At 72.4% G+C, this 25754-nt stretch carries 31 protein-coding genes; 21 read left to right on the forward strand and 10 right to left on the reverse strand.

Annotation, left to right across the window (positions count from 1 at the left end; translation table 11 throughout):
• The first annotated feature begins 11 nt into the window (after positions 1-11).
• The 3 genes from EXE57_RS17135 (at position 12) to EXE57_RS17145 (ending at position 2396) form a co-directional block, all read left to right on the forward strand.
• Entirely contained in the window at positions 12-425 is a 414-nt protein-coding gene (locus EXE57_RS17135; protein WP_135079598.1) for an HIT family protein, read from the forward strand.
• Between the two features lie 38 nt (positions 426-463).
• On the forward strand, positions 464-1237 hold the full coding sequence (locus tag EXE57_RS17140; protein WP_135079600.1) for an SDR family NAD(P)-dependent oxidoreductase: 774 nt from the start codon (positions 464-466) through the stop codon (positions 1235-1237).
• Between the two features lie 139 nt (positions 1238-1376).
• Positions 1377-2396 (forward strand): DUF3048 domain-containing protein, encoded by a 1020-nt coding sequence (locus EXE57_RS17145; RefSeq protein ID WP_167305957.1) that lies wholly within the window; start codon positions 1377-1379, stop codon positions 2394-2396.
• A gap of 18 nt (positions 2397-2414) precedes the next feature.
• Here the strand turns inward: EXE57_RS17145 and EXE57_RS17150 are convergent, their stop codons facing one another.
• Both EXE57_RS17150 and EXE57_RS17155 read right to left on the reverse strand, forming a co-directional pair.
• Complete coding sequence (locus EXE57_RS17150; RefSeq protein WP_135079604.1) at positions 2415-2813, reverse strand: YybH family protein; 399 nt, start codon at positions 2811-2813, stop codon at positions 2415-2417.
• Between the two features lie 112 nt (positions 2814-2925).
• A complete protein-coding gene (locus EXE57_RS17155; protein ID WP_135079606.1) occupies positions 2926-3597 on the reverse strand; it encodes a TetR/AcrR family transcriptional regulator in 672 nt (223 codons plus the stop codon).
• 149 nt (positions 3598-3746) lie between these two features.
• Between EXE57_RS17155 and EXE57_RS17160 the strand changes: the two genes are divergently transcribed.
• From EXE57_RS17160 to EXE57_RS17185, 6 genes are all read left to right on the forward strand, one after another.
• Positions 3747-4271: a hypothetical protein gene (locus tag EXE57_RS17160; protein ID WP_135079608.1), complete on the forward strand. Its 525-nt coding sequence runs from the start codon at positions 3747-3749 to the stop codon at positions 4269-4271.
• A 141-nt stretch (positions 4272-4412) separates the two neighbouring features.
• Entirely contained in the window at positions 4413-4979 is a 567-nt protein-coding gene (locus EXE57_RS17165; protein ID WP_135079610.1) for a YqgE/AlgH family protein, read from the forward strand.
• Positions 4980-5016: 37 nt separating this feature from the next.
• Positions 5017-6009 carry a phosphotransferase enzyme family protein gene (locus EXE57_RS17170; protein ID WP_167305958.1) on the forward strand — a complete coding sequence of 331 codons (993 nt, stop codon included), beginning with the start codon at positions 5017-5019 and terminating at the stop codon, positions 6007-6009.
• Positions 6010-6079: 70 nt separating this feature from the next.
• Complete coding sequence (locus tag EXE57_RS17175) at positions 6080-6358, forward strand: DUF3039 domain-containing protein (protein WP_135079614.1); 279 nt, start codon at positions 6080-6082, stop codon at positions 6356-6358.
• Between the two features lie 95 nt (positions 6359-6453).
• On the forward strand, positions 6454-8127 hold the full coding sequence (locus EXE57_RS17180; protein ID WP_244247104.1) for a DEAD/DEAH box helicase: 1674 nt from the start codon (positions 6454-6456) through the stop codon (positions 8125-8127).
• Positions 8128-8171: 44 nt separating this feature from the next.
• Entirely contained in the window at positions 8172-8849 is a 678-nt protein-coding gene (locus tag EXE57_RS17185) for an IclR family transcriptional regulator (RefSeq protein WP_135079618.1), read from the forward strand.
• On the opposite strand, the gene EXE57_RS17190 is transcribed toward EXE57_RS17185, so the two are convergent.
• Positions 8835-9281, reverse strand: a complete 447-nt coding sequence (locus EXE57_RS17190) for an Lrp/AsnC family transcriptional regulator (RefSeq protein WP_244246884.1) — start codon at positions 9279-9281, stop codon at positions 8835-8837. The genes EXE57_RS17185 and EXE57_RS17190 overlap by 15 nt on opposite strands.
• A 101-nt stretch (positions 9282-9382) precedes the next feature.
• Here EXE57_RS17190 and hppD point away from each other — a divergent pair, with 101 nt between their 5' ends.
• A complete protein-coding gene (gene hppD, locus EXE57_RS17195; RefSeq protein WP_135079622.1) occupies positions 9383-10594 on the forward strand; it encodes a 4-hydroxyphenylpyruvate dioxygenase in 1212 nt (403 codons plus the stop codon).
• Positions 10595-10601: 7 nt separating this feature from the next.
• Here the strand turns inward: hppD and EXE57_RS17200 are convergent, their stop codons facing one another.
• Both EXE57_RS17200 and EXE57_RS19855 read right to left on the reverse strand, forming a co-directional pair.
• Positions 10602-11333 carry an RDD family protein gene (locus tag EXE57_RS17200; RefSeq protein WP_135079624.1) on the reverse strand — a complete coding sequence of 244 codons (732 nt, stop codon included), beginning with the start codon at positions 11331-11333 and terminating at the stop codon, positions 10602-10604.
• Between the two features lie 10 nt (positions 11334-11343).
• Complete coding sequence (locus EXE57_RS19855) at positions 11344-11481, reverse strand: hypothetical protein (RefSeq protein ID WP_167305959.1); 138 nt, start codon at positions 11479-11481, stop codon at positions 11344-11346.
• Between the two features lie 42 nt (positions 11482-11523).
• On the opposite strand from EXE57_RS19855, the gene EXE57_RS17205 reads away from it, so the two are divergent.
• From EXE57_RS17205 to EXE57_RS17215, 3 genes are all read left to right on the forward strand, one after another.
• Positions 11524-12057, forward strand: coding sequence for a DUF1697 domain-containing protein (locus EXE57_RS17205; RefSeq protein ID WP_135079626.1), 534 nt, complete (start codon positions 11524-11526; stop codon positions 12055-12057).
• Position 12058: 1 nt separating this feature from the next.
• The gene (locus EXE57_RS17210; RefSeq protein ID WP_135079628.1) at positions 12059-12784 is read left to right on the forward strand and encodes an RDD family protein; all 726 of its coding nucleotides are present in this window, start codon (positions 12059-12061) and stop codon (positions 12782-12784) included.
• A gap of 183 nt (positions 12785-12967) precedes the next feature.
• The gene (locus tag EXE57_RS17215; RefSeq protein ID WP_135079630.1) at positions 12968-13744 is read left to right on the forward strand and encodes an enoyl-CoA hydratase-related protein; all 777 of its coding nucleotides are present in this window, start codon (positions 12968-12970) and stop codon (positions 13742-13744) included.
• 8 nt (positions 13745-13752) lie between these two features.
• Here the strand turns inward: EXE57_RS17215 and EXE57_RS17220 are convergent, their stop codons facing one another.
• From EXE57_RS17220 to EXE57_RS17230, 3 genes are read right to left on the reverse strand one after another with little or no spacing between them, the layout of a single operon-like run.
• Complete coding sequence (locus EXE57_RS17220; RefSeq protein ID WP_135079632.1) at positions 13753-14322, reverse strand: isochorismatase family protein; 570 nt, start codon at positions 14320-14322, stop codon at positions 13753-13755.
• Positions 14319-15092 (reverse strand): alpha/beta hydrolase, encoded by a 774-nt coding sequence (locus tag EXE57_RS17225; protein ID WP_135079634.1) that lies wholly within the window; start codon positions 15090-15092, stop codon positions 14319-14321. The genes EXE57_RS17220 and EXE57_RS17225 overlap by 4 nt, the downstream gene beginning before the upstream one ends.
• A 16-nt stretch (positions 15093-15108) precedes the next feature.
• Entirely contained in the window at positions 15109-16359 is a 1251-nt protein-coding gene (locus tag EXE57_RS17230) for a nicotinate phosphoribosyltransferase (RefSeq protein ID WP_244247105.1), read from the reverse strand.
• Positions 16360-16429: 70 nt separating this feature from the next.
• Here EXE57_RS17230 and clpS point away from each other — a divergent pair, with 70 nt between their 5' ends.
• Positions 16430-16723 (forward strand): ATP-dependent Clp protease adapter ClpS, encoded by a 294-nt coding sequence (gene clpS, locus EXE57_RS17235; protein ID WP_135079638.1) that lies wholly within the window; start codon positions 16430-16432, stop codon positions 16721-16723.
• Positions 16720-17304 (forward strand): DUF2017 domain-containing protein, encoded by a 585-nt coding sequence (locus EXE57_RS17240; protein ID WP_135079640.1) that lies wholly within the window; start codon positions 16720-16722, stop codon positions 17302-17304. Before clpS ends, EXE57_RS17240 begins: the two co-directional genes overlap by 4 nt.
• Positions 17305-17307: 3 nt before the next feature.
• On the opposite strand, the gene EXE57_RS17245 is transcribed toward EXE57_RS17240, so the two are convergent.
• Entirely contained in the window at positions 17308-19386 is a 2079-nt protein-coding gene (locus tag EXE57_RS17245) for a YhgE/Pip family protein (RefSeq protein ID WP_135079642.1), read from the reverse strand.
• Positions 19379-22240, reverse strand: coding sequence for an MMPL family transporter (locus EXE57_RS17250; RefSeq protein ID WP_135079644.1), 2862 nt, complete (start codon positions 22238-22240; stop codon positions 19379-19381). Before EXE57_RS17250 ends, EXE57_RS17245 begins: the two co-directional genes overlap by 8 nt.
• Positions 22241-22402: 162 nt before the next feature.
• Here EXE57_RS17250 and EXE57_RS17255 point away from each other — a divergent pair, with 162 nt between their 5' ends.
• From EXE57_RS17255 to EXE57_RS17280, 6 genes are all read left to right on the forward strand, one after another.
• Complete coding sequence (locus EXE57_RS17255) at positions 22403-22870, forward strand: NUDIX hydrolase (RefSeq protein ID WP_135079646.1); 468 nt, start codon at positions 22403-22405, stop codon at positions 22868-22870.
• A 51-nt stretch (positions 22871-22921) separates the two neighbouring features.
• Positions 22922-23449 (forward strand): TetR/AcrR family transcriptional regulator, encoded by a 528-nt coding sequence (locus tag EXE57_RS17260; RefSeq protein WP_135079648.1) that lies wholly within the window; start codon positions 22922-22924, stop codon positions 23447-23449.
• Positions 23446-24111 carry a GAP family protein gene (locus tag EXE57_RS17265; RefSeq protein ID WP_135079650.1) on the forward strand — a complete coding sequence of 222 codons (666 nt, stop codon included), beginning with the start codon at positions 23446-23448 and terminating at the stop codon, positions 24109-24111. Before EXE57_RS17260 ends, EXE57_RS17265 begins: the two co-directional genes overlap by 4 nt.
• A 136-nt stretch (positions 24112-24247) precedes the next feature.
• The gene (locus EXE57_RS17270; RefSeq protein ID WP_135079652.1) at positions 24248-24679 is read left to right on the forward strand and encodes a M67 family metallopeptidase; all 432 of its coding nucleotides are present in this window, start codon (positions 24248-24250) and stop codon (positions 24677-24679) included.
• A gap of 25 nt (positions 24680-24704) precedes the next feature.
• Positions 24705-24989, forward strand: a complete 285-nt coding sequence (locus EXE57_RS17275; RefSeq protein WP_135079654.1) for a MoaD/ThiS family protein — start codon at positions 24705-24707, stop codon at positions 24987-24989.
• A gap of 156 nt (positions 24990-25145) precedes the next feature.
• Positions 25146-25709 (forward strand): NYN domain-containing protein, encoded by a 564-nt coding sequence (locus EXE57_RS17280; RefSeq protein WP_135079656.1) that lies wholly within the window; start codon positions 25146-25148, stop codon positions 25707-25709.
• Positions 25710-25754 lie beyond the last annotated feature (45 nt).

Consider the following 25754-nt stretch of genomic DNA (forward strand, 5'->3'; position numbering starts at 1 on the left):
GCGTACGACGGGTGGCCGGCTGCGTCTTCTGCGCGATCGTGGCGGGGGAGACCCCGGCCGACGTGGTCCTCGCGGACGACGACTTCGTCGCCTTCCTCGACGCCCGGCCGGTCTTCAAGGGCCACACGCTGCTGGTGCCGCGCGAGCACGTGGACACGCTGCCCGACCTGCCGTCGGCGCTGCGCGACGGCTTCCTCGAGCGGGCACAGCGGCTCGCCAGCGCGATGAAGGACGCGCTGGACGCGCAGGGCAGCTTCGTGGCGGTCAACAACACCGTCAGCCAGTCGGTGCCCCACCTCCACCTGCACGTCGTGCCGCGGACCAAGGGTGACGGGCTGCGGGGCTTCTTCTGGCCGCGCACGAAGTACGTCGACGCCGCGGAGGCGGCCCGATACGCGGAACGGCTGCGGTCCGTCCTAGAGTGACCTGCGATCCACCCCCGAGACCCCAGGGAGTCATCAGCATGGGCCGTTTCGACGGACGCGTCGCCGTGATCACGGGCGCCGCGCGAGGCATCGGCTTCGGTACTGCCCAGCGCTTCGCGAGCGAGGGTGCGCGCGTCGCCGTCCTCGACCTCGACGAGGCCTCGGCCAGGAAGTCCGCGGCCGCGCTGCCCGGAGCCGACCACCCGAGGACCAGCCACCTCGGCCTGGGCTGCGACGTCTCCGACGCCGCGAGCGTCGACGCCGCGGTCGAGCGGGTCGTCAGCGAGCTCGGCGGCCTGCACATCCTGGTCAACAACGCCGGGATCACCCGCGACAACCTGCTCTTCAAGATGACCGAGCAGGACTGGGACTCCGTCATCGGCGTCCACCTCCGCGGGGCCTTCTTGATGACCCGGGCCGCGCAGAAGCACTTCGTGGCCCAGAAGTACGGCAAGATCCTCAACCTCTCGAGCACCTCGGCGCTCGGCAACCGCGGCCAGGCGAACTACTCCGCGGCCAAGATGGGGATCCAGGGCTTCACCCGCACCCTCGGCATCGAGCTCGGCCCGTACGGCATCAACGCCAACGCGGTCGCGCCCGGCTTCATCGCCACCGAGATGACCGACGCCACCGCCGAGCGGCTCGGCCTGCCGGTCGAGGAGTTCCGCAAGCTCAGCGCCGACGCCAACCCGGTCCGCCGGGTCGGCTTCCCCGAGGACATCGCCGCCGCGGCTGCCTTCCTGTGCAGCGACGAGGCGTCGTACATCACGGGCCAGACGCTGTACGTCGACGGTGGCGCCCGGCTCGACTGAGCCCGCCACCGGTCCCGCCTAATGTCGAGCGAGTCACTTCAGATTCGCCCGCGTCCCGGGCGCGCCTGCCACGGCGGCGTACGCCCGGCGTCCACACTTGACCGCGATCCACCCCCGAGATCCATCGATCGGAGTCACCGTGCGCCGACTGCACCTGACCAGCCTGAAGAGCACCGCCACCATCCTCGCCGCCGGCCTCCTGCTGGCCGCCTGTGGCGGTGACGAGACCCCCGCGGCCGACGAGCCGGCCCCCGGCCAGGAGGTCGCCGGCGGCTCGACGCTGGGCCAGACCTGGCCGCTGACCGGCCTCGACGTGGAGGGCGAGGACAGCTCGGCCCAGACCCACCCGGTGATGGTGGCCAAGATCGACAACACCTCCTCCAGCGCCCCGCAGCAGGGCCTCGGCTCCGCCGACCTGGTGGTCGAGGAGCTGGTCGAGGGCGGCACCACCCGGCTGGCGGCGTTCTTCTACTCCGAGATCCCCGGCGAGGTCGGTCCGATCCGCTCGATGCGCGCCAGCGACATCGGGATCGTGTCGCCCGTCGAGGCCTCCGTCGTGACCAGCGGCGCCGCCCCGGTCACGATCCAGCGGATCAGCGGTGCCGGCATCAAGTTCTTCGGCGAGGGCTCGACCGGCATGTCCCGGGCGACCGACCGGAGCGCGCCCTACAACCTGATGAGCGACATGTCCCAGCTCGTCGACTCCTTCCCGGAGCGCGACGAGGCCCGCCCCGACGACTACCTGCCCTGGGGCGAGCCGTCCGACCTGCCCAAGGGCAAGAAGGCCACGACGATCGCGGCCAACTTCGGCAACCACACGACGACCTGGGCCTTCCAGAAGGACGGGTACGTCAACCAGAACTCGTACGCCGCCGAGGACGACCAGTTCCCGACCGACACCGTCCTGGTGCTGCGGGTGCCGGTCGGCGACGCCGGCTACACCGACCCCGCCGGCAACCCGGTGCCCGAGACCAAGCTCGAGGGCAAGGGGGCGGCGCTGCTCTTCCACGACGGCATGGTCGTCAAGGGCACCTGGGAGAAGTCAGGCCTCGGCGACGCGCTCTCGCTGAGCGCCGGCAAGAAGGAGCTCACCGTCCCGGCCGGCCACACCTGGATCGAGCTGGTCCCCGCGGCCAACGGGAACGTCACCTACAACTGAGCGCCCGGGGGGCTCGCCTCAGCCCTTGAGCGGGAAGGAGTGGTGCTCGTGCGCCACGACCCACCCTTCCCGTTCGCGACGCAGCCCCACGGTCAGCCGTAGCAGGTAGCTGGGGTCCTCGCGCAGTCCCTCCGGGGTCGAGCACCGGAGGAGCCCGTGCGCGTAGGCGACGTCCGCACCGGCCGTCACGTCCAGGGACGCGATCTCGAAGCAGGCACCCGAGGCCTGCCAGGCGAAGAACTCCGGCCAGGTGGCGCGGTAGGCGTCGATCCCACGGACCCCTTCATGGGGCGGAGGGACGTCGAACATCACGATGTCCTCGGCATGGTGGGCCGTGACGGCGTCCAGGTCGCCCTCGTGGACCGCGCGTGTCCACGCCTCGACCAGCTCGCGGATCTGCTTCTCGTCCTCGCTCATGCGGCGTCCTCCCGGTCGGCTCCGGAGCAGGTGCTCCGTCCCGTGGAGACCCGCGCGGTGCCGCACTCTCATCGGTGACCGTCGCGACGACCGACCGCTCACGCGGCCGAGGTCACCGGTGAGTGACGTCCTCGAGCTCGACGCCGGCCTCCGCGAGCTGGCGCAGCCCGGCCAGGATGAAGCGGATCGCGGCCTCGACCCGGGCCGCGGCCGCCTCGGGGTCGTCGCTGGTCGACACGGACTCGCCGGCCGACGACATCGCGCCGAAGAAGATCCGGGTGAAGGTCTCGACCATCGCCTCGTCGAGGCCCCAGTCGCCGGCCTCGAGGACCGAGCCGACGATGTCGTGCACGGTCGCGAAGGTCGACCGCTCGGCCTGCTCGCGGAACCTGGCCCAGCCGAGGACCGCCGGCCCCTCGAGGATCACGATCCGCCGGTACGCCGGCTGCTGGACCACGGCGAGGAAGCGGTCCAGGCCGGCGAGCGCCTTCTCCCACGGGTCCTCGTGTCCCTGGAGCGCCTCGGAGATCTCGCGGGCGGCCTCGCCCTCGACCCTCTCGAAGACCGCTTCGAAGAGGGCCTGCTTGCCGCTGAAGTGGTGGTAGAGCGCGCCCTTGGTGACCTCGGCCCCGGCGACGATCGTGTCGAGGGAGGTCGCGGCGTAGCCGTGCTCGGAGAAGAGCTCCTCGCCCATGTCGATCAGCGCCCGCCGGGTGGAGGCGGAGTACTGCTGGCGCCGGGTCGGCACCCGGGGGACCAGCTTGGACACGGTGGCCTTGCTCATTCGGCCGAGTGTAGGGGTCGGTGAGCGAGGTCACGGTCCGCTGCTTTGCATACTCTCGGTATGGCTACGTACTCTGAGTACGTACCAACGGTATGTCGTGACCGACAGCCACCCGACCGAGGGACCAGAGGTCACAGAAGGAGCCGACCATGACCTGGAACGCCTTCCACTCGCGCGGGGAGATCCTCCGTGCCGTCACCGTTGCCGCCGACGCCCGTCGTGACGGGTCCCTGCCGCTGGACGTCGACGGCGTCCGGCACGTCTTCGCCGATGAGCTCGAGCTGCTCGGCGCCCTCCAGCTGCGCTGGCACACCCGGCTCGCCGGCCGGATCGAGCGCGAGCTCATGAGCCAGCCGCTCGACCTGGAGGCGGCCGTCGTCCGCGCCTGGCAGCAGACCGCGGAGGACCTCCCGGGCATCCGCGCCATCATCGACCAGCACCGTGCCCACCCCCTCGACGACGCCATGGCCGAGGCGATGGGGACCGCCACGGCCAAGGAGCACACGCTGCTGGCCGTGATGGCCGGCCGCGCGGGCACCCTCGACACCGGCGCCGCCGCGGTGGGCGCCGCGATCGAGGGCCGCGCCCGGGCGACCCGTCGTCCCGGCCGGTCGCCACGGCACCTCGGCAACCCGCGACTGCTCGACCGGATCCGGGCGGTCCTCGCCGCCTGACCCACCCCAGACCCGACGGCCCCGGCCTCCGGCGCACCCTCCCCGCGGTCCCCTGGGCCGCACCCTCCCTCCGCGCCGGGACCGGGGCCGTCGCTCGTCCCGGGGGTGCCGCGTCCGGCCCGCCTCGGTCATGATGGAGCCATGACCGAGGCGACCCCGCTCCGTGCCGGGATGCTGCTGGTCGCCACGCCCGAGCTGCTCGACCCCAACTTCGCCGACACCGTCGTGCTGCTGCTCGACGTCGACGACGAAGGCGCGCTCGGGGTGGTCCTCAACCGACCGACCCCGGTCGCGGTGAGCGAGGTGCTCGCGGCCTGGGGTGAGGTCGTGGCCCAGCCGGAGGTCCTCTTCCAGGGTGGGCCGGTCTCCACCGAGGGCGCCCTCGCCGTCGGCTGGCTCGCCGACGAGGACGACGTCCCGGTGGGGTTCCGGGAGATCGCCGGACGGCTCGGCGTCGTCGACCTCGACACCCCCGTCGAGCTCGTGGACGGGTCGCTCAGCGGCATGCGCATCTTCGCCGGGTACGCCGGGTGGGGCGCCGAGCAGCTGGGCGGCGAGATCGAGGAGGGCAGCTGGTACGTCGTCCCGGCCCAGCCCCCGGACGTGTTCCGCGACGACCCGACCGACCTGTGGCGCGACGTGCTGCGCCGCCAGCCGGGCGAGCTGGCCTGGCACTCCACCCGCCCGGTCGACCCCCAGCTGAACTGAGGGGCGGGCCGGTCGGCTGCGTGGTTGGCTGCTCCTTGTGGACTACCGAGACCTCCCCGAGGACCAGCAGGTGGCGGCGCTGCGCACCGCGGCCGCGACGGCAGCCGAGCGGTTCGGCCTCGAGGTGACCGGCCTGGAGGTCGCCGCCCACGCCTTCAACACGACCTTCGCCGTCGACACCAAGGAGGGGGAGAGGGTCGCGCTGCGCGTCAACACCGGCTCCCAGAGCGGCCCCGAGAACGTCGTCGCCCAGCAGGAGTGGCAGCGCGGGATCGCCGCGGAGACCGACGTGCTCGTGCCCGTACCCCTCCTGACGCCCGACGGTGCGTGGTCCGTGGAGGTCGCGTCGGAGGCGTACGGAGGCCCGCTGCTGGTGACCGGCGCCTCCTGGCTCGAGGGCCCGGACGTCGACGAGCCGGACGCCGAGGTCGCCCGGGAGCTCGGCCGGGCGATGGCACGGCTTCACCTCCAGGCGGAGGCGTGGTCGCTGCCCGACGGGGCCGCGATGCCGGTCTTCGACACCCCGCTCTTCGGCGACGAGGACCTGCTCGCGTCGGCCGAGGGTCTCGACGACGACGGGCGGGCCGTGCTCGACCGCGCCCGGGAGGTGGCCGACGAGGGGTTCGGCGCGCTCTTCGACGGCGCGTCGCTGCGTCCGCTCCACGCCGACCTCCACGGCGGGAACCTGAAGTGGCACGCCGGGCGGCTCGCCGTCTTCGACTTCGACGACTGCGGGCTCGGCCTCCCGGAGCTCGACCTCGCCATCTCGGCGTTCTACTTGCGCGACGTCGACCCGGCGCCCGAGCAGGCGATGTGGGAGGGGTACGCCGACGTCACGCCGCCGCCGGTCGTCGACCCGGCGCACTTCGAGGCGATGGTGGCCTCACGCCAGCTGCTGCTGGCCAACAGCCTGCTCGCCAGCAGCAACGCCGAGCTGCGCGGAGAGGCCGAGGACTACCTCGGGGTGAGCGTGCGCAGGCTCGCGCGCTGGCTCGCCACGGGCACCTTCACGCGCGCCGCACCGTCGTGACCCGAACCTGTGGGGGGAGGAGCCCGGGGAGGCCGCGGGACGCCCGTCGATGAACTAGAGTCTGGTGATCATGAGCTCCCTCGGATTCGGAAGCGGCACCGACACGATCGAGGACCGTCGTACGGTCCCGACCGACGACGGTGACCACGAGCGCTTCTCCCACTACGTGTCCAAGGACAAGCTCACCGAGGCGATGGTCATGGGCACGCCCGTGGTCGCCCTGTGCGGCAAGGTCTGGGTGCCCAGCCGGGCTCCCGAGAAGTTCCCGGTCTGCCCGTCCTGCAAGGAGGTCTGGGAGCAGATGAAGCCCGGGGGCGACGGAGACGGCGGAGGGGACTCCGCCGAGTGACGGGACGGCTCGAGCCCGTCCCCCTCTCGCCTGCCTGGCCCGACCGCGCGGCCTGGGGGACGGCCACGTCGCTGCGTGCCTGGCAGCAGGCGGCCATGGAGGACTACTTCGCGCGCTCGCCGCGCGACTTCCTCGCGGTCGCGACGCCCGGCGCGGGCAAGACCACCTTCGCGCTCTCGGTCGCGGCCGAGCTGATCGGTCGCCGGATCATCGACCGGATCATCGTGGTCGCGCCGACCGAGCACCTCAAGAGCCAGTGGGCCGAGGCCGCCGCGCGGGCCGGGATCCCGCTCGACCCGACGTACAGCGCGGGCAAGGGGAAGACCTCCAGCGACTACGTCGGCGTCGCGGTGACCTACGCCGGGGTCGCGGTCAACCCGCTCGCGATGCGGATCCGCGCCGAGCGCTTCAAGACCCTGGTGATCCTCGACGAGGTGCACCACGCCGGCGACGCGCTGTCGTGGGGCGAGGGCGTCCGGGAGGCGTTCGAGCCGGCCGCCCGCCGGCTGGCCCTGACCGGCACGCCGTTCCGCTCCGACGTCAACCCGATCCCGTTCGTGACCTACGCGCCCGGACCCGACGGGATCCCGCGCTCGGTGGCCGACTTCACCTACGGCTACGCCCACGCGCTGGCCGACCACGTGGTCCGGCCGGTGCTGTTCCTCGCGTACTCCGGCCAGATGACGTGGCGCACCAGCGCCGGTGACGAGGTCGCGGCCAGCCTCGGCGAGCCGCTCACCAAGGACCTCAACGCGCAGGCGCTGCGCACCGCCCTGGACCCCAAGGGCGCCTGGATCCCGTCGGTGCTCGCCGCGGCCGACAAGCGGCTCTCCGAGGTACGCCGCCACGTCCCCGACGCCGGGGGCCTGGTGATCGCGACCGACCAGGTCTCCGCCCGGGCGTACGCCGCGGTCCTCAAGCAGATCAGTGGCGAGAGCCCGACCGTGGTGCTGTCCGACGAGAAGGCCGCGTCGAAGAGGATCGCCACGTTCGCCGAGGACGAGTCGCGCTGGATGGTGGCCGTCCGGATGGTCTCCGAGGGCGTGGACGTGCCGCGGCTCGCCGTCGGCGTGTACGCCACGACGACCGCCACGCCGCTCTTCTTCGCGCAGGCCGTCGGCCGCTTCGTCCGGGCTCGCAAGCGCGGCGAGACCGCATCGGTCTTCGTTCCCTCGGTGCCCTCGCTGCTCGGCTTCGCCTCCGAGCTCGAGGCGCAGCGCGACCACGTGCTCGGCCGCAAGGTCACCGACGAGGACGACATCTTCGCCGCCGAGCGCGACCTGCTCGAGAAGGCCGAGCAGGGCGAGTCCGCCTCCGACGAGCTGGAGCGGTCCTTCGAGGCGCTGGGGTCCGAGGCCCGCTTCGACCACGTGCTCTTCGACGGCGCCTCCTTCGGTCACGCCGGCGAGGTGCAGGTCGGGTCGGAGGAGGAGATGGACTTCCTCGGCATCCCCGGGCTGCTCGAGGCCGACCAGGTCCGCGAGCTGCTCCACCACCGCCAGAGCGAGCGCGCGCGCACCCGCAAGCCGGCCAGCCCCCAGCCCGACACCGTCGAGCAGGTCTCCACCCACGAGCAGCTGGCGGTGCTCCGGCGCGAGCTCAACGGGCTGGTGGCCGCCTGGCACCACCGCACCGGGCAGGCGCACGGCATCACCCACGCCGCGCTGCGCAAGGAGTGCGGCGGCCCGGCTGCGGCGATCGCCAACGCCGAGCAGCTGCTGGCGCGGATCGACCGGATCCGCGAGTGGGCGACCCGCAAGAGCTCCTGAGACGCCCGCAGCGCCCGCGCGCCGACGGCCACTAGGCTCCCGTCATGCCGTCCGAGACGTCGCAGACCCTCGATCGGGGCCTGCGCGTGCTGAGCGTGCTGGCGGGCACCCCGACGGGCCTCACCGTGACCGAGCTCGCGAGCACGATCGGCGTCAACCGGACGGTGGTCTACCGCCTGGTGAGCACCCTCGAGCAGCACGCCCTGGTCCGCCGCGACCGCACCGGGAGGCTGCACGTGGGGCTGGGCGTCCTCCACCTCTCCGCGGCGGTGCAGCCGGTGCTGCGCGACGCTGCCACGCCGGTGCTGCGCGAGCTCGCCGAGACGGTCGGGTGCACCGCCCACCTCACGATCGCCGACGGCGAGGACGCGCTCGCCCTGGCGGTGATCGAGCCGTCCTGGACCGACTTCCACGTGAGCTACCGCGTCGGTGCCCGCCACCCGCTCGACCGGGGCGCCGCGGGTCGGGCGATCCTCCTGGGGCGCGGTGACCCACGGGCGGGCGCCACCACGGACGTCGCCCACGGTGGGGATCCGCGGCCCTCGTACGTCGCCACGACCGGCGAGCTGCAGCCCGGCGCACGTGGCCTGGCCGCCCCCGTCCGGGGCGTCGACGGGCTGGAGGCCAGCGTCGGCATCGTCACCCTCGACGACCTCGACGTCGACCTGTTGGGCCCGACCGTCCAGGGCGCCGCTGCAGCGCTGGCCTCACTGCTGCGCTGAGGCAGCCCTCGCCAGCGGGAGAACCCGGTGGTGGATCTGGCCGGCGAGCGCGATCACGGTCGTGCAGCGCTCGATCCCGGGGTCGGCCAGCACCTGGTCGATCACCCGCTGCAGGTCGGTGTTGGAGCGGGCGACGACCCGTGCCCACATGTCCCCGGCACCGGTGATCGTGTAGGCCTCGAGCACCTCGGCGATGCCGGCGAGATGCGTGGCGACCGTGTCGTGACCGGCTCCCTGGCGGATCTCCAGGGTCAGGAACCCGGTGACCGGGAAGCCCAGCGCCTCGGGGGAGAGGTTGGGTCCCCAGTCGAGGATCACCCCGCTGGCGACCAGCCGGTCGAGCCGGGCCTGGACGGTCCCGCGCGCCACCCCGAGCCGCCGGGACGCCTCGAGCACGCCGATGCGAGGCTCGTGCGTGAAGATCTCGATCAATCTGCCATCGAGAGCATCCATGAGCGCCTCCGGAGTGGACAACCTGCACAGTGAAGTGGCCCAGTGTTGCACAGCATGCCGGGTCTCGGCAGGCTGCTCCCATGACCGACTCGACGCTGACCGTCCTCACCCACGAAGAAGAGCAGGCGGGCCTCACGCTCGACCAGCTCAAGCAGCTCGTCGGCCTCGTCGAGTACGACGCCAGCAGCGACCCGTTCCCGGTGACGGCGATGGACGCGGTCGGCTTCGTGGTCGGCAACGCGACCCAGACCGCGACCTTCTACCAGCTCGCCCTCGGCATGGAGCTCGAGGCGTACCGCGGTCCGGAGAACGGTCACCGCGACTCCAAGTCGTACGTGCTGCGCTCCGGGTCCGCCCGCTTCGTCTTCACCGGCGGCGTCACCCCCGGCAGCCCGGTCCTCGACCACCACCGCAAGCACGGCGACGGCGTGGTCGACCTCGCGCTCGAGGTGCCCGACGTCGACCGCTGCATCGAGCACGCCCGCTCGGTGGGGGCCACGGTCCTGGTGGAGCCGCACGACGTCTCCGACGAGCACGGCACGATCCGCACCGCTGCCATCGCGACGTACGGCGAGACCCGCCACACGCTCGTCGACCGCTCGCGCTACGACGGCCCGTACCTCCCCGGCTACGTCGCCCGGAGCTCCACCGTGGTCCGGCGCGAGGGGCACCCCAAGCGCCTCTTCCAGGCCGTCGACCACTGCGTCGGCAACGTCGAGCTCGGCCGGATGGACGAGTGGGTGGAGTTCTACAACAAGGTCCTGGGCTTCACGAACATGGCGGAGTTCATCGGCGACGACATCGCCACCGACTACTCCGCACTGATGTCCAAGGTCGTCGCGTCGGGCAACCACCGGGTGAAGTTCCCGCTCAACGAGCCGGCGATCGCGAAGAAGAAGTCGCAGATCGACGAGTACCTCGAGTTCTACGACGGCGCCGGCTGCCAGCACATCGCGCTCGCGACCAACGACATCCTGCGGTCGGTCGACATCCTCCGCGACAACGGCATCGAGTTCCTCGAGACCCCCGACTCCTACTACGACGACCCGGAGCTCCGGGCGCGGATCGGCGACGTCCGCGTCCCGATCGAGGAGCTCAAGAAGCGCAAGATCCTCGTCGACCGGGACGAGGACGGCTACCTCCTCCAGATCTTCACCAAGCCCATGGGCGACCGGCCGACGGTGTTCTACGAGTTCATCGAGCGCCACGGCTCGCTGGGCTTCGGCAAGGGGAACTTCAAGGCGCTCTTCGAGGCGATCGAGCGCGAGCAGGACGCTCGCGGCAACCTCTGAGCCCTGCTCAGCGGGTCGAGACCACGACGGTGCGGGCGGCGAGGTCGTGGAGGGCCCGCCGACGCGGGCCGAAGATCCACAGCAGGTTGACCAGGCCGAAGATCCCCGCGAGGAGCGAGGCCACGACGAAGGTCGCGAGCGACCCGGTCACCCAGCCGACCGCGAGCGCGACGTAGCTGACGCCCTGGTAGACGAACAGGCGCACCAGGATCGAGCCCCAGGACAGACGCCCGGCTCCCGCGACCGGCTGGACCTGCAGCCCGGTCGCGAGCTTGCCGGGCGTCGCTCCGCGCCAGCGCAGGAAGCCGACGTAGTAGGCGAGCCCGAGCAGGGCGGGGATCACGAAGAGCCCCACGACGTGGTCGGCGTAGACGTCGAACATCCCCTGGAAGAAGGCGTCGAGGTCGGGTGTCCCGCCGGCCTCGATCTGCTGGTCGATCTCCCGTTGCTGCACCGCCATCGCGCGGTTCACGTCGATCTGCACCGGCAGGGTGAGCAACGTGGTGCCGATGGTGAGGGCGATGCCGTCGACGATCCACGCCAGGAAGCGCCAGCCCCGACCGGCGAGCGGGCGGCCGTCGGCTGTCGTCGGGCCGGGGCGGGGCGCCGGGGCGGAGGGGAGCGGGCCGACCGGCTGCACGTGGTCGGTCCACGTGGTGCCGTCCCACCAGCGCAGCGTCTGCTGCGGCGAGGTCGGGGGAGCAGGGTCGGGGTACCACCCCGGGGCGATCTGCGACATGCGCGGAAGGCTACGTGTCGCGGCCGGCCTTCGGGGCGACCTCGGCCAGCGGCGCTCCGTCGCAGCAGTTGGCCTTCATGTGGCAGTGGGGACACAGCCACCGGGTCGCGATGGGGTCGAACTCTCTCCCGCAGTAGTCGCACGGCACGGAACGACCGTACGACGCGGCGATCTGCGGCAGGATGACGCCATGCCGACGTACGTCGCGTTCCTGCGCGCGATCAACCTGGGGCCGACCAGGAAGTTCCCCAAGGCCGACATCGTCCGTGTCGTGGAGGCCACGGGAGCGACCGACGTCGTGACCCACATCAACACCGGCAACGTCCGGCTCACCACGACCCTGCGCTCCCGCCCGAAGGTCGAGCGCACGCTGGAGGAGGCGTTCGCCGCCGACCGGGGCTTCGCGGTGCCGACCATCGTCTTCTCGCCGGCCGAGGTGGTCGCGATCGCGGCCGACGCCGACGAGCTCGCCGTGGGCCACGAGGGACGGCAGTACGTCTCGCTGCTCAAGGAGGCGCCCTCGGCTGCCGGCGTGGCCGCGATCGAGGGTGCCGGTTCGGACGGCCAGCGCGCCGTCGTGCGCGGCCGGGCGGTCCACCTCCTGCTCGGCCCCGACTACCACACCGCGAGCCTCACGAACGAGGTCGTCGAGAAGCACCTCGGCGTCGCCACCAACCGCAACGTCACGGTGATCCGCGCGCTGTCGACCAAGTGGGGAGCCTGAGGTGGCGCAGGTCGTGCCGGAGGGCTGGTACCCCGACCCGCAGGGGAAGGCGCCCGGTGAGGAGCGCTGGTGGAACGGCTACCAGTGGACCGCCCACACCCGGACCGTCGAACCGCCCGTCGGCCCGCCACCCCCGCCGCCGGCACCAGCGGCCCAGGCGACCGCCGGTCCGACCCCGGCACCGGGTGGGTCGCCGGACCTCGTCGCGCGCTACCGCTCGCTGCCCACGGCGCTGCCCGACGGGACGCCGCTCGGGCAGCTCTCCGAGCGCCTCGGGGCGTACGCCGTCGACATCGTGCTCGTCTTCGTCGCCGCCAGCGCGGTGTCGTCGGTGTTCGACCTCGCGCTGGGGCTGACCGGTGACCTGCTCGGACCCGGCGGCCTGGGGGCGCTGGCCCTCTCCGAGGGCATCGGCGCCCTGGTGGGGGTGGTGCTCTGGCTGGGCTACCAGCTCGCGTTCCGCGGATCCGGCGGCCGGACCCTCGGCAAGCGGCTGCTCCACCTCAGGGTGCAGCCGGTGGAACGGGGGACCGAGCTGACCTCCGCCCAGGTCGTCCGCCGGTCGGTGGTCGGCGGCGGTGGCGTGCTGTTCACGATGTTCCCCGGGGGACAGCTCTTCGGCCTGCTGCTCATCGGCTTCGACGTCTACCGCGCGACCCAGGACCCGCAGGGCCGCCCGTGGCACGACCAGGTCGCCGGGACGGTGGTCGTCAAGGAGCGGAGCTGACCGGCTCCGGGTCAGGCTGGCGGGGCCGCTCGAGGTTGCGTACCGCCGGCGAGACCAGCGTGAGCGGGCGGGTGGCGGCATCGATAGTGCGGTCAGTTCCTGTCGTCCCCGAGCCAGGATCACGACCGTTCCGTACCGCACTATCGAGCCGGACGGCCGGACGGCCGGACTAGGTTGGGCGCCATGACCACGCCGGGACTCGCCGTGACCGAGGACGACGGGGTGCTCACGATCCGCCTCGACCGCCCGGCCGCCTACAACGCGCTCACGGACGCCATGACGACGACCACCTCCGAGCTGCTCGAGCGCGCCGGGGCGCGGGACGAGGTACGGGTCGTGGTGCTCACCGGCACCGGCCCGGCGTTCTGCACCGGAGCGGACATCGCGGGCGACGACGCGGCCGAGCGCTTCGACGTCCGGGCGCTGGACGCGGCCAACCGCCTGGTCCGCGCGATCCTGCGCTGCGACAAGCCGGTCGTCGCGGGCGTCAACGGGATCGCGGCCGGCGTCGGCCTGTCCGCCGTCCTCGCCTGCGACCTCGCGATGTGCGCCGAGTCCGCCTCCTTCCTGCTGGCCTTCTCGCGGGTCGGGCTGATGCCCGACGGCGGGGCGACCGCGACCGTCGCCGCCTCCGTGGGCCGGGCCAGGGCGATGCGGATGGCGCTGCTCGCCGAGCCGCTCCGCGCGCGCGAGGCGTACGACGTCGGGCTGGTCTCGCACCTCGCCTCCGACGCCGACTACGACCGTGAGCTGGCCGCGCTCGTCGACCGACTCCGCCACGGTGCCCCCCTGGCCCAGGCGGCCACCAAGCGCGCCGTCAACGCGGCCGCCCTCGCGCAGCTCGAGCCTGCGCTGGAGCTGGAGCGCACCTCGCAGACCCTGTTGCTGCGCACGGCCGACGCCGCCGAGGGGATGCGGGCGTTCACCGAGAAGCGGCGCCCGATCTTCACCGGCGACTGAGCCCGAGGTCAGACGGTGACGCCGGCGTCGGCCATCTCGCGCAGGGCCGCGGCGGTGGTGTCCTCGGCGACACCCGCGCACAGGTCGGGCAGCAGCCGCGTCGAGAATCCCTCGCGGACGGCGTCGAGAGCGGTCGCCCTGACGCAGTAGTCGGTCGCGAGGCCGCACACGTCGACCTCGGTGACGTCGTGGCGCCGCAGCCAGTCGGCGAGGGTGACGCCGCCGGCCCGACCCTCGAAACCGGAGTAGGCGGCCTGGTGCTCACCCTTGAGGAAGATCGCGTCGAAGGGCTGCGGGTCGAGGTTGGGGTGGAAGGCCTCGCCGTCGGTCCCGACCTCGCAGTGGACCGGCCAGCTGTCGCGGAAGTCCGGGTCGTGCGACCAGTGGTCGCCGGGGTCGACGTGGTGGTCCTTGGTGGCGACGACGTGGGCGTACGTGGGTGCCTGTGGGCCGCGGGCGTGCCACTGGTGCAGCACCTCGGAGATGTCGGCGGCGACGCGGGCGCCGCCGGCCACCGGGAGGGACCCGCCCTCACAGAAGTCGTTCTGGACGTCGACGACGATCAGTGCGCGCTTCATGGCCCGACCTTAGGGCGTGGCAGCCACGCGATCACGTCGCGGACGACCCGGTCCCACAGTCCCCACTCGTGGAGCCCAGGCCGGAAGTCGGACGTCACGTCGAGACCGGCGGCCACCGCGTGGTCGACGAAGCGGCGGTTGGCGTCGTGGAGGACGTCCTCGGTGCCGCAGCCGACCCACAGCGGCGGGGCGGCCGCAGGGTCGAGGGCGTCGACCAGGGAGAAGAGGTCGGCACCGGCGGGGATGGACCCGGCGAAGACCCGCTCGTGCAGCTCGGCCCGCTCCGGCGCGGTCGCCAGGATGCTGACGTCGACGGCGCCGGAGAGGCTGGCGGCCGCCGCGAACCGGTCGGGGTGGCGCAGGGCCAGCTTGAGCGCGCCGTACCCACCCATCGAGAGGCCGGCGACGTAGGTGTCCTGCGGCCGCGTCGACACCCGGAACATCTCCGCGACCACGCCGGGCAGCTCCTCGGAGATCCAGGTCCAGTAGCGGTGGCCGCGTGCCTCGTCGGCGTAGAAGCTGCGGCCGGCGGCCGGCATCACCACGGCCAGCCCGGCCTCCCGGGCGTACCGCTCGATGCTGGTGTAGCGCACCCAGGCGGAGTGGTCGTCGGACAGCCCGTGCAGGAGGTAGAGCACCGGCCAGCCGTGGGGTGGTGCGGACACGGAGTCGATGCCGATCTGGGCGCGGGTCGCCTGGGGGAGCACGACGGAGAGCGAGGTCCCGACCTCGAGGGACTCCGAGAACAGGTCGACGGTCAGCAGGGCCACGGTGCGACGCTACCGGTCAGCCCCCGAGGTGGATCGTCTTGATGACGGGTTCGCCGCGGCTCATCATCTGGGCGGCGAGGGGGAGCTCGGCGCGTGAGTCGGCGTGCCGGGCGCGGGCTGCCTCGAGCGGCTCGCGCCCGACCACCTCGCCGTCCTCGACGAGCGGGACCAGGAGGCTGCGGTCGTCGCCGTCGTCCTCGGGGGCGCTCCCGATGCCGACCACCTCCGCCTCCGCGGTCCCGTGGCGGTCGCGGCGGCGCAGCGCAAACTTGCGGCCACCGACCGAGGCCTTGTCCTTGCTCTTCTTGGCCACCGACACCATCGCGCCGTCGCCGCCCTCGCGGGCGACCAGCTTGTAGACGAACCCGCACGTGGGGTGCCCGCTCCCGGTGACCAGCTGGGTCCCGACGCCGTAGGCGTCGACTGGTGCGGAGGCGAGCGAGGCGATGGCGTGCTCGTCGAGGTCGCTGGTCACCACGATCCGGGTGTCGCGCGCCCCGAGGTCGTCGAGCTGGTCACGGACCTGACGGGCGAGGGCGCCCAGGTCGCCGCTGTCGATCCGGACCGCCCCGAGCTCCGTCCCCGCGATCTCGACACCGAGCCGGACCGCCTCCGCGATGTCGTAGGTGTCGACCAGCAGCGTGGTCCCGCGGCCGAGGGAGTCGACCTGCGCCCGGAACGCGTCGGCCTCGGTGTCGTGGAGCAGGGTGAAGGAGTGGGCCGAGGTTCCGGCCGTGGGCACGCCGTGCCGCTGGCGGGCGGCGAGGTTGGAGGATGACGCGAAGCCGGCGACGTACGCCGCGCGGGCGGAGGCGACCGCCGCCTCCTCGTGCGTACGCCGGGAACCCATCTCGATGCACGGCCGGTCGCCGGCGGCGAAGGTCATCCGCGACGCGGCCGAGGCGATCGCCGAGTCGTGGTTGTAGATCGAGAGCAGCAGCGTCTCGAGCAGCACCGCCTCCGCGAAGGTCGACTCGACCACGACCAGGGGGGAGTACGGGAAGTAGGTCTCGCCCTCGGCGTACCCCCAGATGTCACCGGTGAACTCGTAGTCGGCGAGCCAGGCCAGGGTGGCTTCGTCGACGACCCGACCCTCGTCGAGGACGCCCAGCACCTCGTCGTCGAAACGGAAGGACTCGAAGGCATCGAGGGCGCGGCCCACCCCCGCCACGACGCCGTACCGTCGCCCCTCGGGGAGGCGCCGGGGGAAGAGCTCGAAGACCGCGCGGCGTTGCGCGGTCCCGGCTGCGAGAGCGGCCTGCAGCATGGTGAGCTCGTAGTGGTCGGTGAGGAGCGCCGTCGACGGAGACACGCGCTCACTGTGCCACCATGGCGCTGTGTCCGCTCCCAGCCCGGTCGAGGTCGAGCCGACCCAGACGCCGGACGAGATCACCCTCGTCGCCAAGCCGTGGGCGACCATCGTCTGGAACGACCCGGTCAACCTGATGTCCTACGTCACCTACGTCTTCCAGAAGTACTTCGGCTACGACCGCAAGGTGGCCGAGAAGCTGATGATGGAGGTCCACCGGGACGGCAAGTCGGCGGTCAGCCACGGCACCCGCGAGGAGATGGAGCGCGACGTGCAGGCCATGCACGAGTACGGACTCTGGGCCACCATGGAGAAGCAGTGAGCGGCTTCGCGCGCCACCGGCGCAGCGGCCACGTGATCGCCACCTTCACCGGTTTCGAGGCCGACCTGCTGCGCTCGCTCGCCTCCCAGCTCGTCGAGCTGCTGCGCAACGAGGCGGCCGTGCCGCGCCACGACGTCGACCCGTTCGAGGCGATGCTCGACTTCAGCGGCCCGACCACCGAGCCCGACGACCCGGTGCTGGCCCGGCTCTTCCCCACCGCCTACCACGACGACGACGAGGCCGCGGCCGAGTTCCGCCGCTACACCGAGTCCTCCTTGCGCGACGGCAAGGCGGCGGGTGCCGCCAGCGTGATCGACACCCTCGAGGAGGCCGGACTGCCGACCGAGCTCACCGAGGAGGGGCTGGTGATCGACGTCGAGATCGACCAGCCCACCGCGGAGGCCTGGCTGCGGACCTTCACCGACCTGCGGCTGGCGCTCGCGACCCGGCTCGGGGTCGAGGAGGACGACGAGGACTACTGGTTCTCGCTTCCCGACGACGACCCGCGCTCACAGGCCTACGACATCTACCACTGGCTCGGGCTGCTGCAGGAGACGCTGGTCGACGCGCTCGGCGGCTGACGCTCACGACGGCTGCGGGAGGCCGGCCGGCGGCGCAGCCGGCGCGGCGGCGGGGAGCATCCGTCGCCGGCGTACGACCAGGAGGGTGCTGGCGAAGGCGGCCAGGCCCCAGAGCGCGATCACCACGACGGCCGTCGTCACGGACCCGACCTCGCCGCCGGAGACGAGCCGGCTGGCGCCGTCGACGAACATCGTCAGCGGCATCAGTCCGTGCAGGCTCGGCAACGGGTCGGGGGCGGTCTCCAGCGGGAGGACGTTGGCGAGGGCCGCCACCTGGACCAGCAGGAAGAGCACGAACAGTGCCACCCCCGCGGCGCCGAGCGCGAGCCGCAACGCGTACGCGACCAGGCCGAAGCTGACCGCCGCGAGCACCGACAGCAGCGCAACGCCGACGGCCGAGGCGACGCTCACGTCCGTGAGGACGAGGGCCAGCACGACGGCCACGCCCTGCAGCACGGCGAGGCCGAGCACGGGCAGCACCTGCACGACCGCGATGCGACGCGAGGAGACCGGGGCGAGGGCGAAGTGCCGGCTGGCGGAGACGTCGGCGCGGGACACGGCGGCCAGGGCTGCCAGCCAGAGGATCACCCCGAGGATCGCGCCGAGCAGCCAGCCGTTGGCGTGCTCGGTGTGCTCCGTGGCGTGGCTCAGCTGCACCGGCTGGCTCACGGTCGCGGCCAGGGCGTTCTGCTCCCCCTTGGAGTACGTCGGACTCTGCTTCGCGCCCTTGGCCAGGCCGCTGCTGAGCTGGTGGGCGCCGTCGTCGACCGAGGCCGCGCTGGCGTCCAGGGTCTCGCCGCCCGAGGCCAGCGACTCCGCCGCCGCCGAGGTCGCCGCCGTGCCGTCCGCCAGCTCTCCCGTCGAGGTGTCGACCTCCGCCGCTGCGGCGGCCAGGTCGCTCGTGCCGGTGGCCAGCCCGGTCGCGCTGCGGGCGAGCCGCCCGCCCGCCCCGGCGACGGAGCGGGTTCCCGTCGCGAGGGCACGGTCGGCGTCCGCGAGGCCCTGGGCGCCCTCGGCCAGCAGCGACGTCGCCAGGGCGAGCCCGTCGGTCGCGCGGGTGACGACCCGGCTCCCCAGGTCGACGACGCGCGAGCGCGCGCGTGCCTCGCGGAGCCCGGCGCAGAACTCGACCGAGGCCCCCGCCGACACGCACTGCCGGGCGAGGTCGCCCAGCTCGGTCGACAGCCGGCCGGTGGCCGTGGTCAGGCGTTCGGCGCCCTCGGCCACCAGCGTCGCGCCGCGGGTGGCGGTCCGGGACCGCTCGGCGTGCACGGCGGCGCGGGTCGCCAGGCGGTCGGCGTCACCGGCGAGGCCGGCCAGCCCGCGGGCGAGCTCACGGGTGCCCCGGGCCAGCTCTCCGGCACCCTGCGCGAGGCGGCCGGCTCCGCTGCTGAGCGACGCCGTCCCCTCCTCGAGGGCCGCTGCCCCGGTGGCGACCTCGGCCAGGCTGGCGGCGAGGCTCTGCGTGCCGTCGTCCAGCTCACTCGCGCCGGCGGCGAGCTGGGCGGTGCCGTCGGCCAGCTCGCCGGCGCTCTCGGCGGCGGTCTCGTTGGCGTCCGCGAGCTGGTTGAAGCCCCCGTACACCTGCTTGAGGTAGGCCTGCGTCGACTGGTTGCCGAGCGCGTCCGCCGCTGCGGCGACGACCTGCTCGCTGATGTAGGGGAGCGTCGTGCTGGCGGCAGCGTTGCTCTCGAGCTGCAGCTGGCCGCTCGCCGGCGAGGTGGTCCCGGTGGACAGGATCGCGGCGGAGAAGTCCGTGGGGATCGTCAGGACGGCGTAGTAGGTCCCGTCGCGCAACCCGTCGCCCGCGTCGTCGGCGTCGGTGAGGGTCCAGTCGAGCTGCTCGTCGTCGGAGGAGGGGTCGAGCAGTGACGCCGACAGCGCGCGGCCGGCAGCCATCGGCTGAGGGTCGGTCAGGATCGTGTCGGAGTTGACGATCGCGACCGGCACCCGGTCGAGCGCCTCGCGTCGGTCGGCCGTCGACCAGACCAGCACCCACGCCGCCAGCAGGGGCAGCACGACGCTGACGGCGATCGTGCCGAGCCATCGTCGCCGCCCTCCGGCGGTCGTCTCGTCACTCATGGGAGACCTGCCTTCCGGTCGGGGTGAGCGCGGTCGGCGTACGGACGCCGTCGTGGTCGTGGGGCTCCGAGTACTCGTCAGGGGCGGTCCTGAGGAGCACGACGCCGGCGCCGCGGTCGGCGAGGGCGGCCGCCAGTCGATCGGCGCGTCGCCGGTCGTCGGCGAGCAGCAGGTCGTCGCGCCCGGACAGCACGACCACCTCGACCTGCCGGGCGAGCGCCTGGGCCGCCTGGACGGTCGCCGGCCACAGGACGGCTGAGCCACCGGGGCCCACGTGGGCGTCGAGCTCGGCCGCGAGCGCCAGCGTGCGGTCGACGTGCTCGCGCTGGACGCTGCGGCGCGAGCTGGCCAGACGGGCGGTGGCGCGGATCCGCTCCTCGGTCACCGACGCAGGGTCGGCGCGACCGAGCTCGACCAGCGTCGCCGCTCGGTTGACCTCCTCGCGCTGCTCCGGCAGCAGCCGCCCGCCGACCACGAGCTCACCGCCGCGCGCGGGGGTGCGCCCCACGAGGACCTGCCCGAGGGTGCGTTCGTCGACCCCGGACGGGACCCGCACCTCCGTGACGGTCCCCGGCGGGGCGATGACGTCGATGGGTGGTCCGCCCTCGCGGACGACCAGCTGTCGGGCGAGGAGCGAGGTCCGGCCGGTGCCGGCCTCCCACTCCTCGTAGTCGATCTTGCGATGCAGGGCCGCGCCCTCGACGTCGACCTCGGGCAGCAGCCGGTCCAGCCAGCCGGGAAGCCACCACGCGCGGTGGCCGAGCATCACCATGACTGCTGGGACCAACGTCATCCGCACGATGAACGCGTCCACCGCGACCCCCACCGCGAGGCCGAGCGCGATCGGCTTGATGGTGGAGGAGCCGCCGGGGATGAAGGCGACGAAGACGCTGGTCATGATCAGCGCGGCGGCCGTGACGACGACCGACGAGGCCCTGAAGCCGCGGAGCACTGCCTGCTGCGGATCCCGGCTCTGGACGTAGTCCTCCCGCATCGCCGAGACGAGGAACATCTCGTAGTCCATCGCCAGGCCGAAGAGCACGCCCATGACGAAGATCGGCAGGAAGCTGACGATCGGACCCGCCGACTCGCCCATCCACGGGTCGAGCCACCCCCACTGGAAGGCGGCCACGACCGCGCCGAACGCCGCCCCCACCGAGAGCAGGTAGCCCAGCGTCGCCTTGAGCGGGACGGCGATCGAGCGGAACACGATCATCAGCAGCACGACCGACAGGCCGATCACCAGCGAGGCGAAGGGCAGCAGCGCGTCGCCGAGCCGCTGGGAGACGTCGATGTTGATGGCCGTCTGGCCGGTCACCAGGATGTCGCTGACGTCGAGCTCCTCCTCCCAGCCGGCACTGCGGTCGCGCAGGTCCTGGACGAGCTCGCTGGTGGAGGCGGCCGTCTGGCCCTCCGCGGGGATCAGGGCGACCAGGCCGGTGTCGGCCTCCTGGTTGGGCGTGGCCTGGAGGATCGCGACGACGTCGGGCACGGCGGCGACCTTCGAGGCGAGCTGGTCGACGGTGTCGGAGGGGTCGGAGCTGGTGATGATGTCGGCCGTCACCGAGAGCGGGGAGTTGTAGCCGACGCCGAACGCCTTCGTGATCTCGTCGTACGTCTCCCGCTGCGGGGTGTCCGTCGGGGCGGTGCTGTTGTCGGGGAGGGCGAGGCGGAGCTCGCTGGCCGGGGAGGCGGCGAGGGCGAAGAGGGCCAGCACCGCCGCGATGGTGAGCAGCGGGACCTTGGTGGTGGCCCGGACCCAGAGGGTGCCGAAGCCCGTCCGCGGCGGCCGCGGCTCGGCCGTCCCGCCGGCGTGGCGTCGCGACCGGCGTACCTTGCGCTCCTTGGGCGTGCGCGGCTTCGGGCGGAGCCGTTCGCCCAGCAGCAGCGCGACCGCCGGGAGCAGCGTCAGGGCCAGGAGCACCGCGATCGACACGGCGGCCGCTGCCGAGAGGCCCATCACGGTGAGCACCGGGATCCGTGCGACGGACAGCCCGGTGAGGGCGATCACCACGGTCGCGCCGGCGAACACGACCGCGCTGCCGGCCGTCGCGAGCGCCCGCGACATCGCCTCGGTGGGCGAGTGGCCCTCCCCGAGGTGGCGCCGGTGCCGCGACAGGATGAAGAGCGCGTAGTCGATCCCGACGGCCAGCCCCAGCATCTCGGCCAGGGTCGGGGCGCTGCTCGACACGGTCGCGACCGAGGTGATGAGCACGATCGAGCTCATCGTGACGCCGACACCGACCAGCGAGGAGAGGATCGGCATGCCGGCCGCCAGCAGCGAGCCGAAGGTGACCGCGAGGATCAGGAACGACACGAGCAGGCCCAGCAGCTCGGGTACGCGGCTCGGCTCCGAGGTGTCCTTGAACGCGTCCCCGCCGATCCAGGTCTCGAGGTCGCTCGAGGCGCTCGGGGTGGCGGCGTCCGTGACCGCATCGAGGGTCTGGTCCGACGGCGCCGGGGACGTGAACCGGACCTGGGCGATGGTCGAGCGGCTGTCGTCGGAGACGAGCGGGTAGTCGCCGGTCAGCGGGTTGCTCGTCGCGACGCCGGCGAGCCCGTCGATGTCGTCGACGATGTCGGCCACGGCGCCCTTGGCGGCCCGGCCGGTGATCGGCCCGGCCGTCGAGGTGATGAGGACCTGGCCGCTCGTTCCGGTCAGCCCGAAGCGGTCGGCGAGCAGGTCCTGGCCCTGCTGCGACTGGGTGCCGGGGATGACGAAGGAGTCGTCGTAGTGGGTGCCGAGCATGCTGGCGCCGCCGATGAGGGCGGCGAGGAGCATGCCCCAGACGGCGAGGACGAGGCCACGGCGTCGGGCGATCCGACCTCCGAGGCGGAACAGGAAGATCGACACGCGAGTGCCCCCCGGTTCGTCGAAACGTGGGGCGACTGTCGCCCCCGCGCTCCCGAGGTTCGACCCGATTCGTCGCCATCATGTCCGAGCGCCGCAGGGAGGCGCAACGGTTCCGGTCCGGACCGGACCGCCGCGGGGGTGGGCGCTGGATAGCCTGTCGTGGTGCCGATCCCTGACTTCGTCCTCGAGCTGCGCCGCCACGTGGGGCAGGCCGAGCTGTGGATGCCGGGCGTCACTGCGGTCGTACGACGCGAGGGGCAGGTGCTGCTGGTCAGGCGCGCCGACAACGGCGAGTGGGCTCCGGTGACCGGGATCGTCGACCCGGGTGAGGAGCCCGCCGTGTGCGCCGCGCGCGAGGTCCTCGAGGAGACGCAGGTCGTGGCCCGCGTGGACCGGCTCGCCTCGACCTCGGTGATGCGCGGCGTCGTCCACGCCAACGGGGACCGGGCCTCTTACCTCGACCTCTGCTTCGCCTGCACCTGGCTCTCGGGCGAGGCCGACGTCGGCGACGACGAGAGCACCGAGGTGCGGTGGTTCGACACCTCGGCCCTGCCCCCGATGCGGGCGGAGCTGCGGGCGCGGATCGAGGCGGCGGTCTCCGACGAGCAGGCGGCCCGCTTCGTCGGCTGAGGGCAGCAGTCGGCCGCCTCCTCCCTACCTACCGTCAGGTAGGCTGGGGGGATGGACCAGCGCTCACGCATTCTGGACGCAGTCGCGGAGTTGACGACAGCACGAGGTCGTCTGCCGAGCATCCTTGAGGTCGCGGCTGAGGTCGGGCTCACCAAGCAGGGCGTGCTGCACTACTTCCCCAGCCGGGCGGCCCTCGACTCTGCGGTGATCATGAGGTCGGTGGAGCGGATCGACCGGGCCATGCGCGTGGCCGCAGACGGTGCTCCTGAGACGTCACCGACGGCGACGTACCTCCGCCTCTCCTCACCTGACGATGCTGACTGCGCTACCGCAGCCGTGGTCCTGGCAGCCGGATCCCCCACGTCTGGCGGTATGCCGGCTGAGGTAGGGGAGGCCGTCAGGCGCTGGGAAGCGCTGATCGGTCTCGAGGTCGGCGATCCGGTACGCGCCGAGGTGGTCCGGCTGACCGGAGACGGTCTGTTCGCCGAGGCGCTCGCCAGTGGAGTGCCACCAGACGCTGAGCGCGTGGAACGCCTGGTCGCGCATCTTCTCGCCCCCATGACGCCCGCTCATCGATGACGTGGGAACTGGGTGGCACCCTGCTGGGGTTGGCCGCCCTCGATTCACTGAACCCGGCCACGATCGTGGCCATCATCTTGATCCTGCTGGGTTCGCGCCGACACCCGATCGGAGAAGCACTCGGCTTCGTGTTCGGGGCGTTCGCCAGCGTCTTCCTGGTCGGTCTGGCCGTGTACTTCGGCGCTGAGGCTGCCGCAGAGTCGATCACCGGGGCGCTGACGTGGCTGCGTCGCGGCGCGTTCGGTCTCGCCGCGCTGGTCCTCTTCCTGTCAGCGGCTCGCTCACTCAGGACCAGGCGCCGTTCGGCCATTGAGCTCCCGGACTGGTTCACGCCGACCACGGCCGCAGGTCTCGGCATCATCATGACGGGCGCTGACCTCCCCAACGCTTTTCCGTATTTCATCGCCATCGAGCGCCTGCTCACCGCCGACGTCTCCTCCACCACCGCTGTCCTCGTCCTTGTCGCTTACGGCGTCGTGTACTGCCTTCCGTGCCTCGTGCTCCTGGCGGTGGGGCTGAACCACGGCGAGCGCGTCGTGACGGCCCTGCGCCGGCTGTTCGAGCAGTTCGGCACCGAGGCCACCCTGCCTCCAAGCCCGAAGCGAGCCCTCACGCTCTTCGTGCTGGGCCTGATGGTGCTCGCCATCGCCTTCACCATCTGAGGTGGCAAGAGTGACGGCTCATCGGCCATGAAGCATGTCGGTCATCTACGCGCCGCACGGATCAGGACAGCAGACGCCACCGGCCCACATGCTGGCGCCGACCGGACGCCCGACACCGACTCCCTAGAGTTGAACCGTGCTGACCATCGAGCAGGCGACGTACGACGCGATCGTCGCGCACGCGAAGCGTGACCACCCGGACGAGGCCTGCGGCATCGTCGCCGGTCCGGAGGGGAGCGACCGGCCGGAACGGTTCGTCGAGATGGTCAACGCGGCCGGCAGCCCGACCTTCTACGAGTTCGACTCGACCGACCTGCTCCACCTCTACCAGGAGATGGACCGGGCCGACGAGGAGCCGGTGGTGATCTACCACTCCCACACGGCCACCGAGGCCTACCCGAGCCGTACCGACATCGGCCTTGCGATGGAGCCGAACGCCCACTACGTGCTGGTCAGCACCCGCGAGCACGGGAATAACGACGGCCCTGTGGAGTTCAGGTCCTACAGGATCGTCGAGGGCGAGGTGACCGAGGAACCGGTCTCCGTCGTCGACGCCTTCCCCCGCTGACGTACCACCGAACAAGGAGCTTCCCATGGCCATCGAGGTCCGGATCCCGACCATCCTGCGCACCTACACGGACGGCCAGAAGGCCGTCAGCGGTGCTGGTGCCAGCCTGGCCGCGCTCATCGACGACCTCGAGGCCAACCACCCGGGGATCAAGGAGCGCCTGGTCGACGACAAGGACGGCGGCGCCGACCTGCGCCGGTTCGTCAACGTCTACGTCAACGACGAGGACGTGCGCTTCATGGGCGGCCTCGACGCCACCCTGAGCGACGGCGACCAGGTCGTCGTCCTCCCCGCCGTCGCCGGAGGCTGAGGGCCCGGGCCGGGGCATTTCCCATGTTCTCCCTGGAGCGGCTCACTTCTCACGGTTGATCCGCCATGAGGAGTGACCACGCCCCCACATCACATGGGAAATGCGTAGCCCGCCACCGGCCCACACCCGCACACGGACAGGTCTAGGCTCCGCCTCATGGACTCGAGCCCCCGGCGCACCTTCGTCCTCGTCGACGGCGAGAACATCGACGCCACCCTGGGTGGCTCCGTCCTCGGGAGACGACCGCTCCCCGAGGAGCGGCCGCGCTGGGAGGGGGTGACGGCGTACGCCGAGCGGCTGTGGAACCAGCCCGTCACCGGGCTGTTCTTCCTCAACGCCAGCGGCAACAACCTGCCGAGCGCATTCGTGCAGGCGCTGCTCGCGCTGTCCTACCGGCCGATCCCGCTGGCCGGGCGGACCGACGAGAAGGTCGTCGACATCGGCATCCAGCGCACGCTCGACGCGCTGCTCGACCACCCCGAGGCCGACGTCCTGCTCGTCACCCACGACGCCGACTTCGCCGAGCACGTCAAGCGGCTGGCGGGCGACGACCGACGGTTGGGGCTGCTCGCCTTCCGCGAGTTCGCCAGCTCCGCCTTCACCGCGCAGGGCCTGCAGATCCACGACCTCGAGGACGACGTCCGCGCCTTCAACGTCTCCCTGCCGCGGGTGCGGATCATCCCGCTCGAGGAGTTCGACCCGGAGTCGTTCCTCCGCTGACGCGGACATCGCCCACCCCGCTCGGGCGGGGCTGTCATGCTGGTC

Origin of the sequence: Nocardioides euryhalodurans (assembly GCF_004564375.1) — a bacterium.
GTDB lineage: Bacteria > Actinomycetota > Actinomycetes > Propionibacteriales > Nocardioidaceae > Nocardioides > Nocardioides euryhalodurans.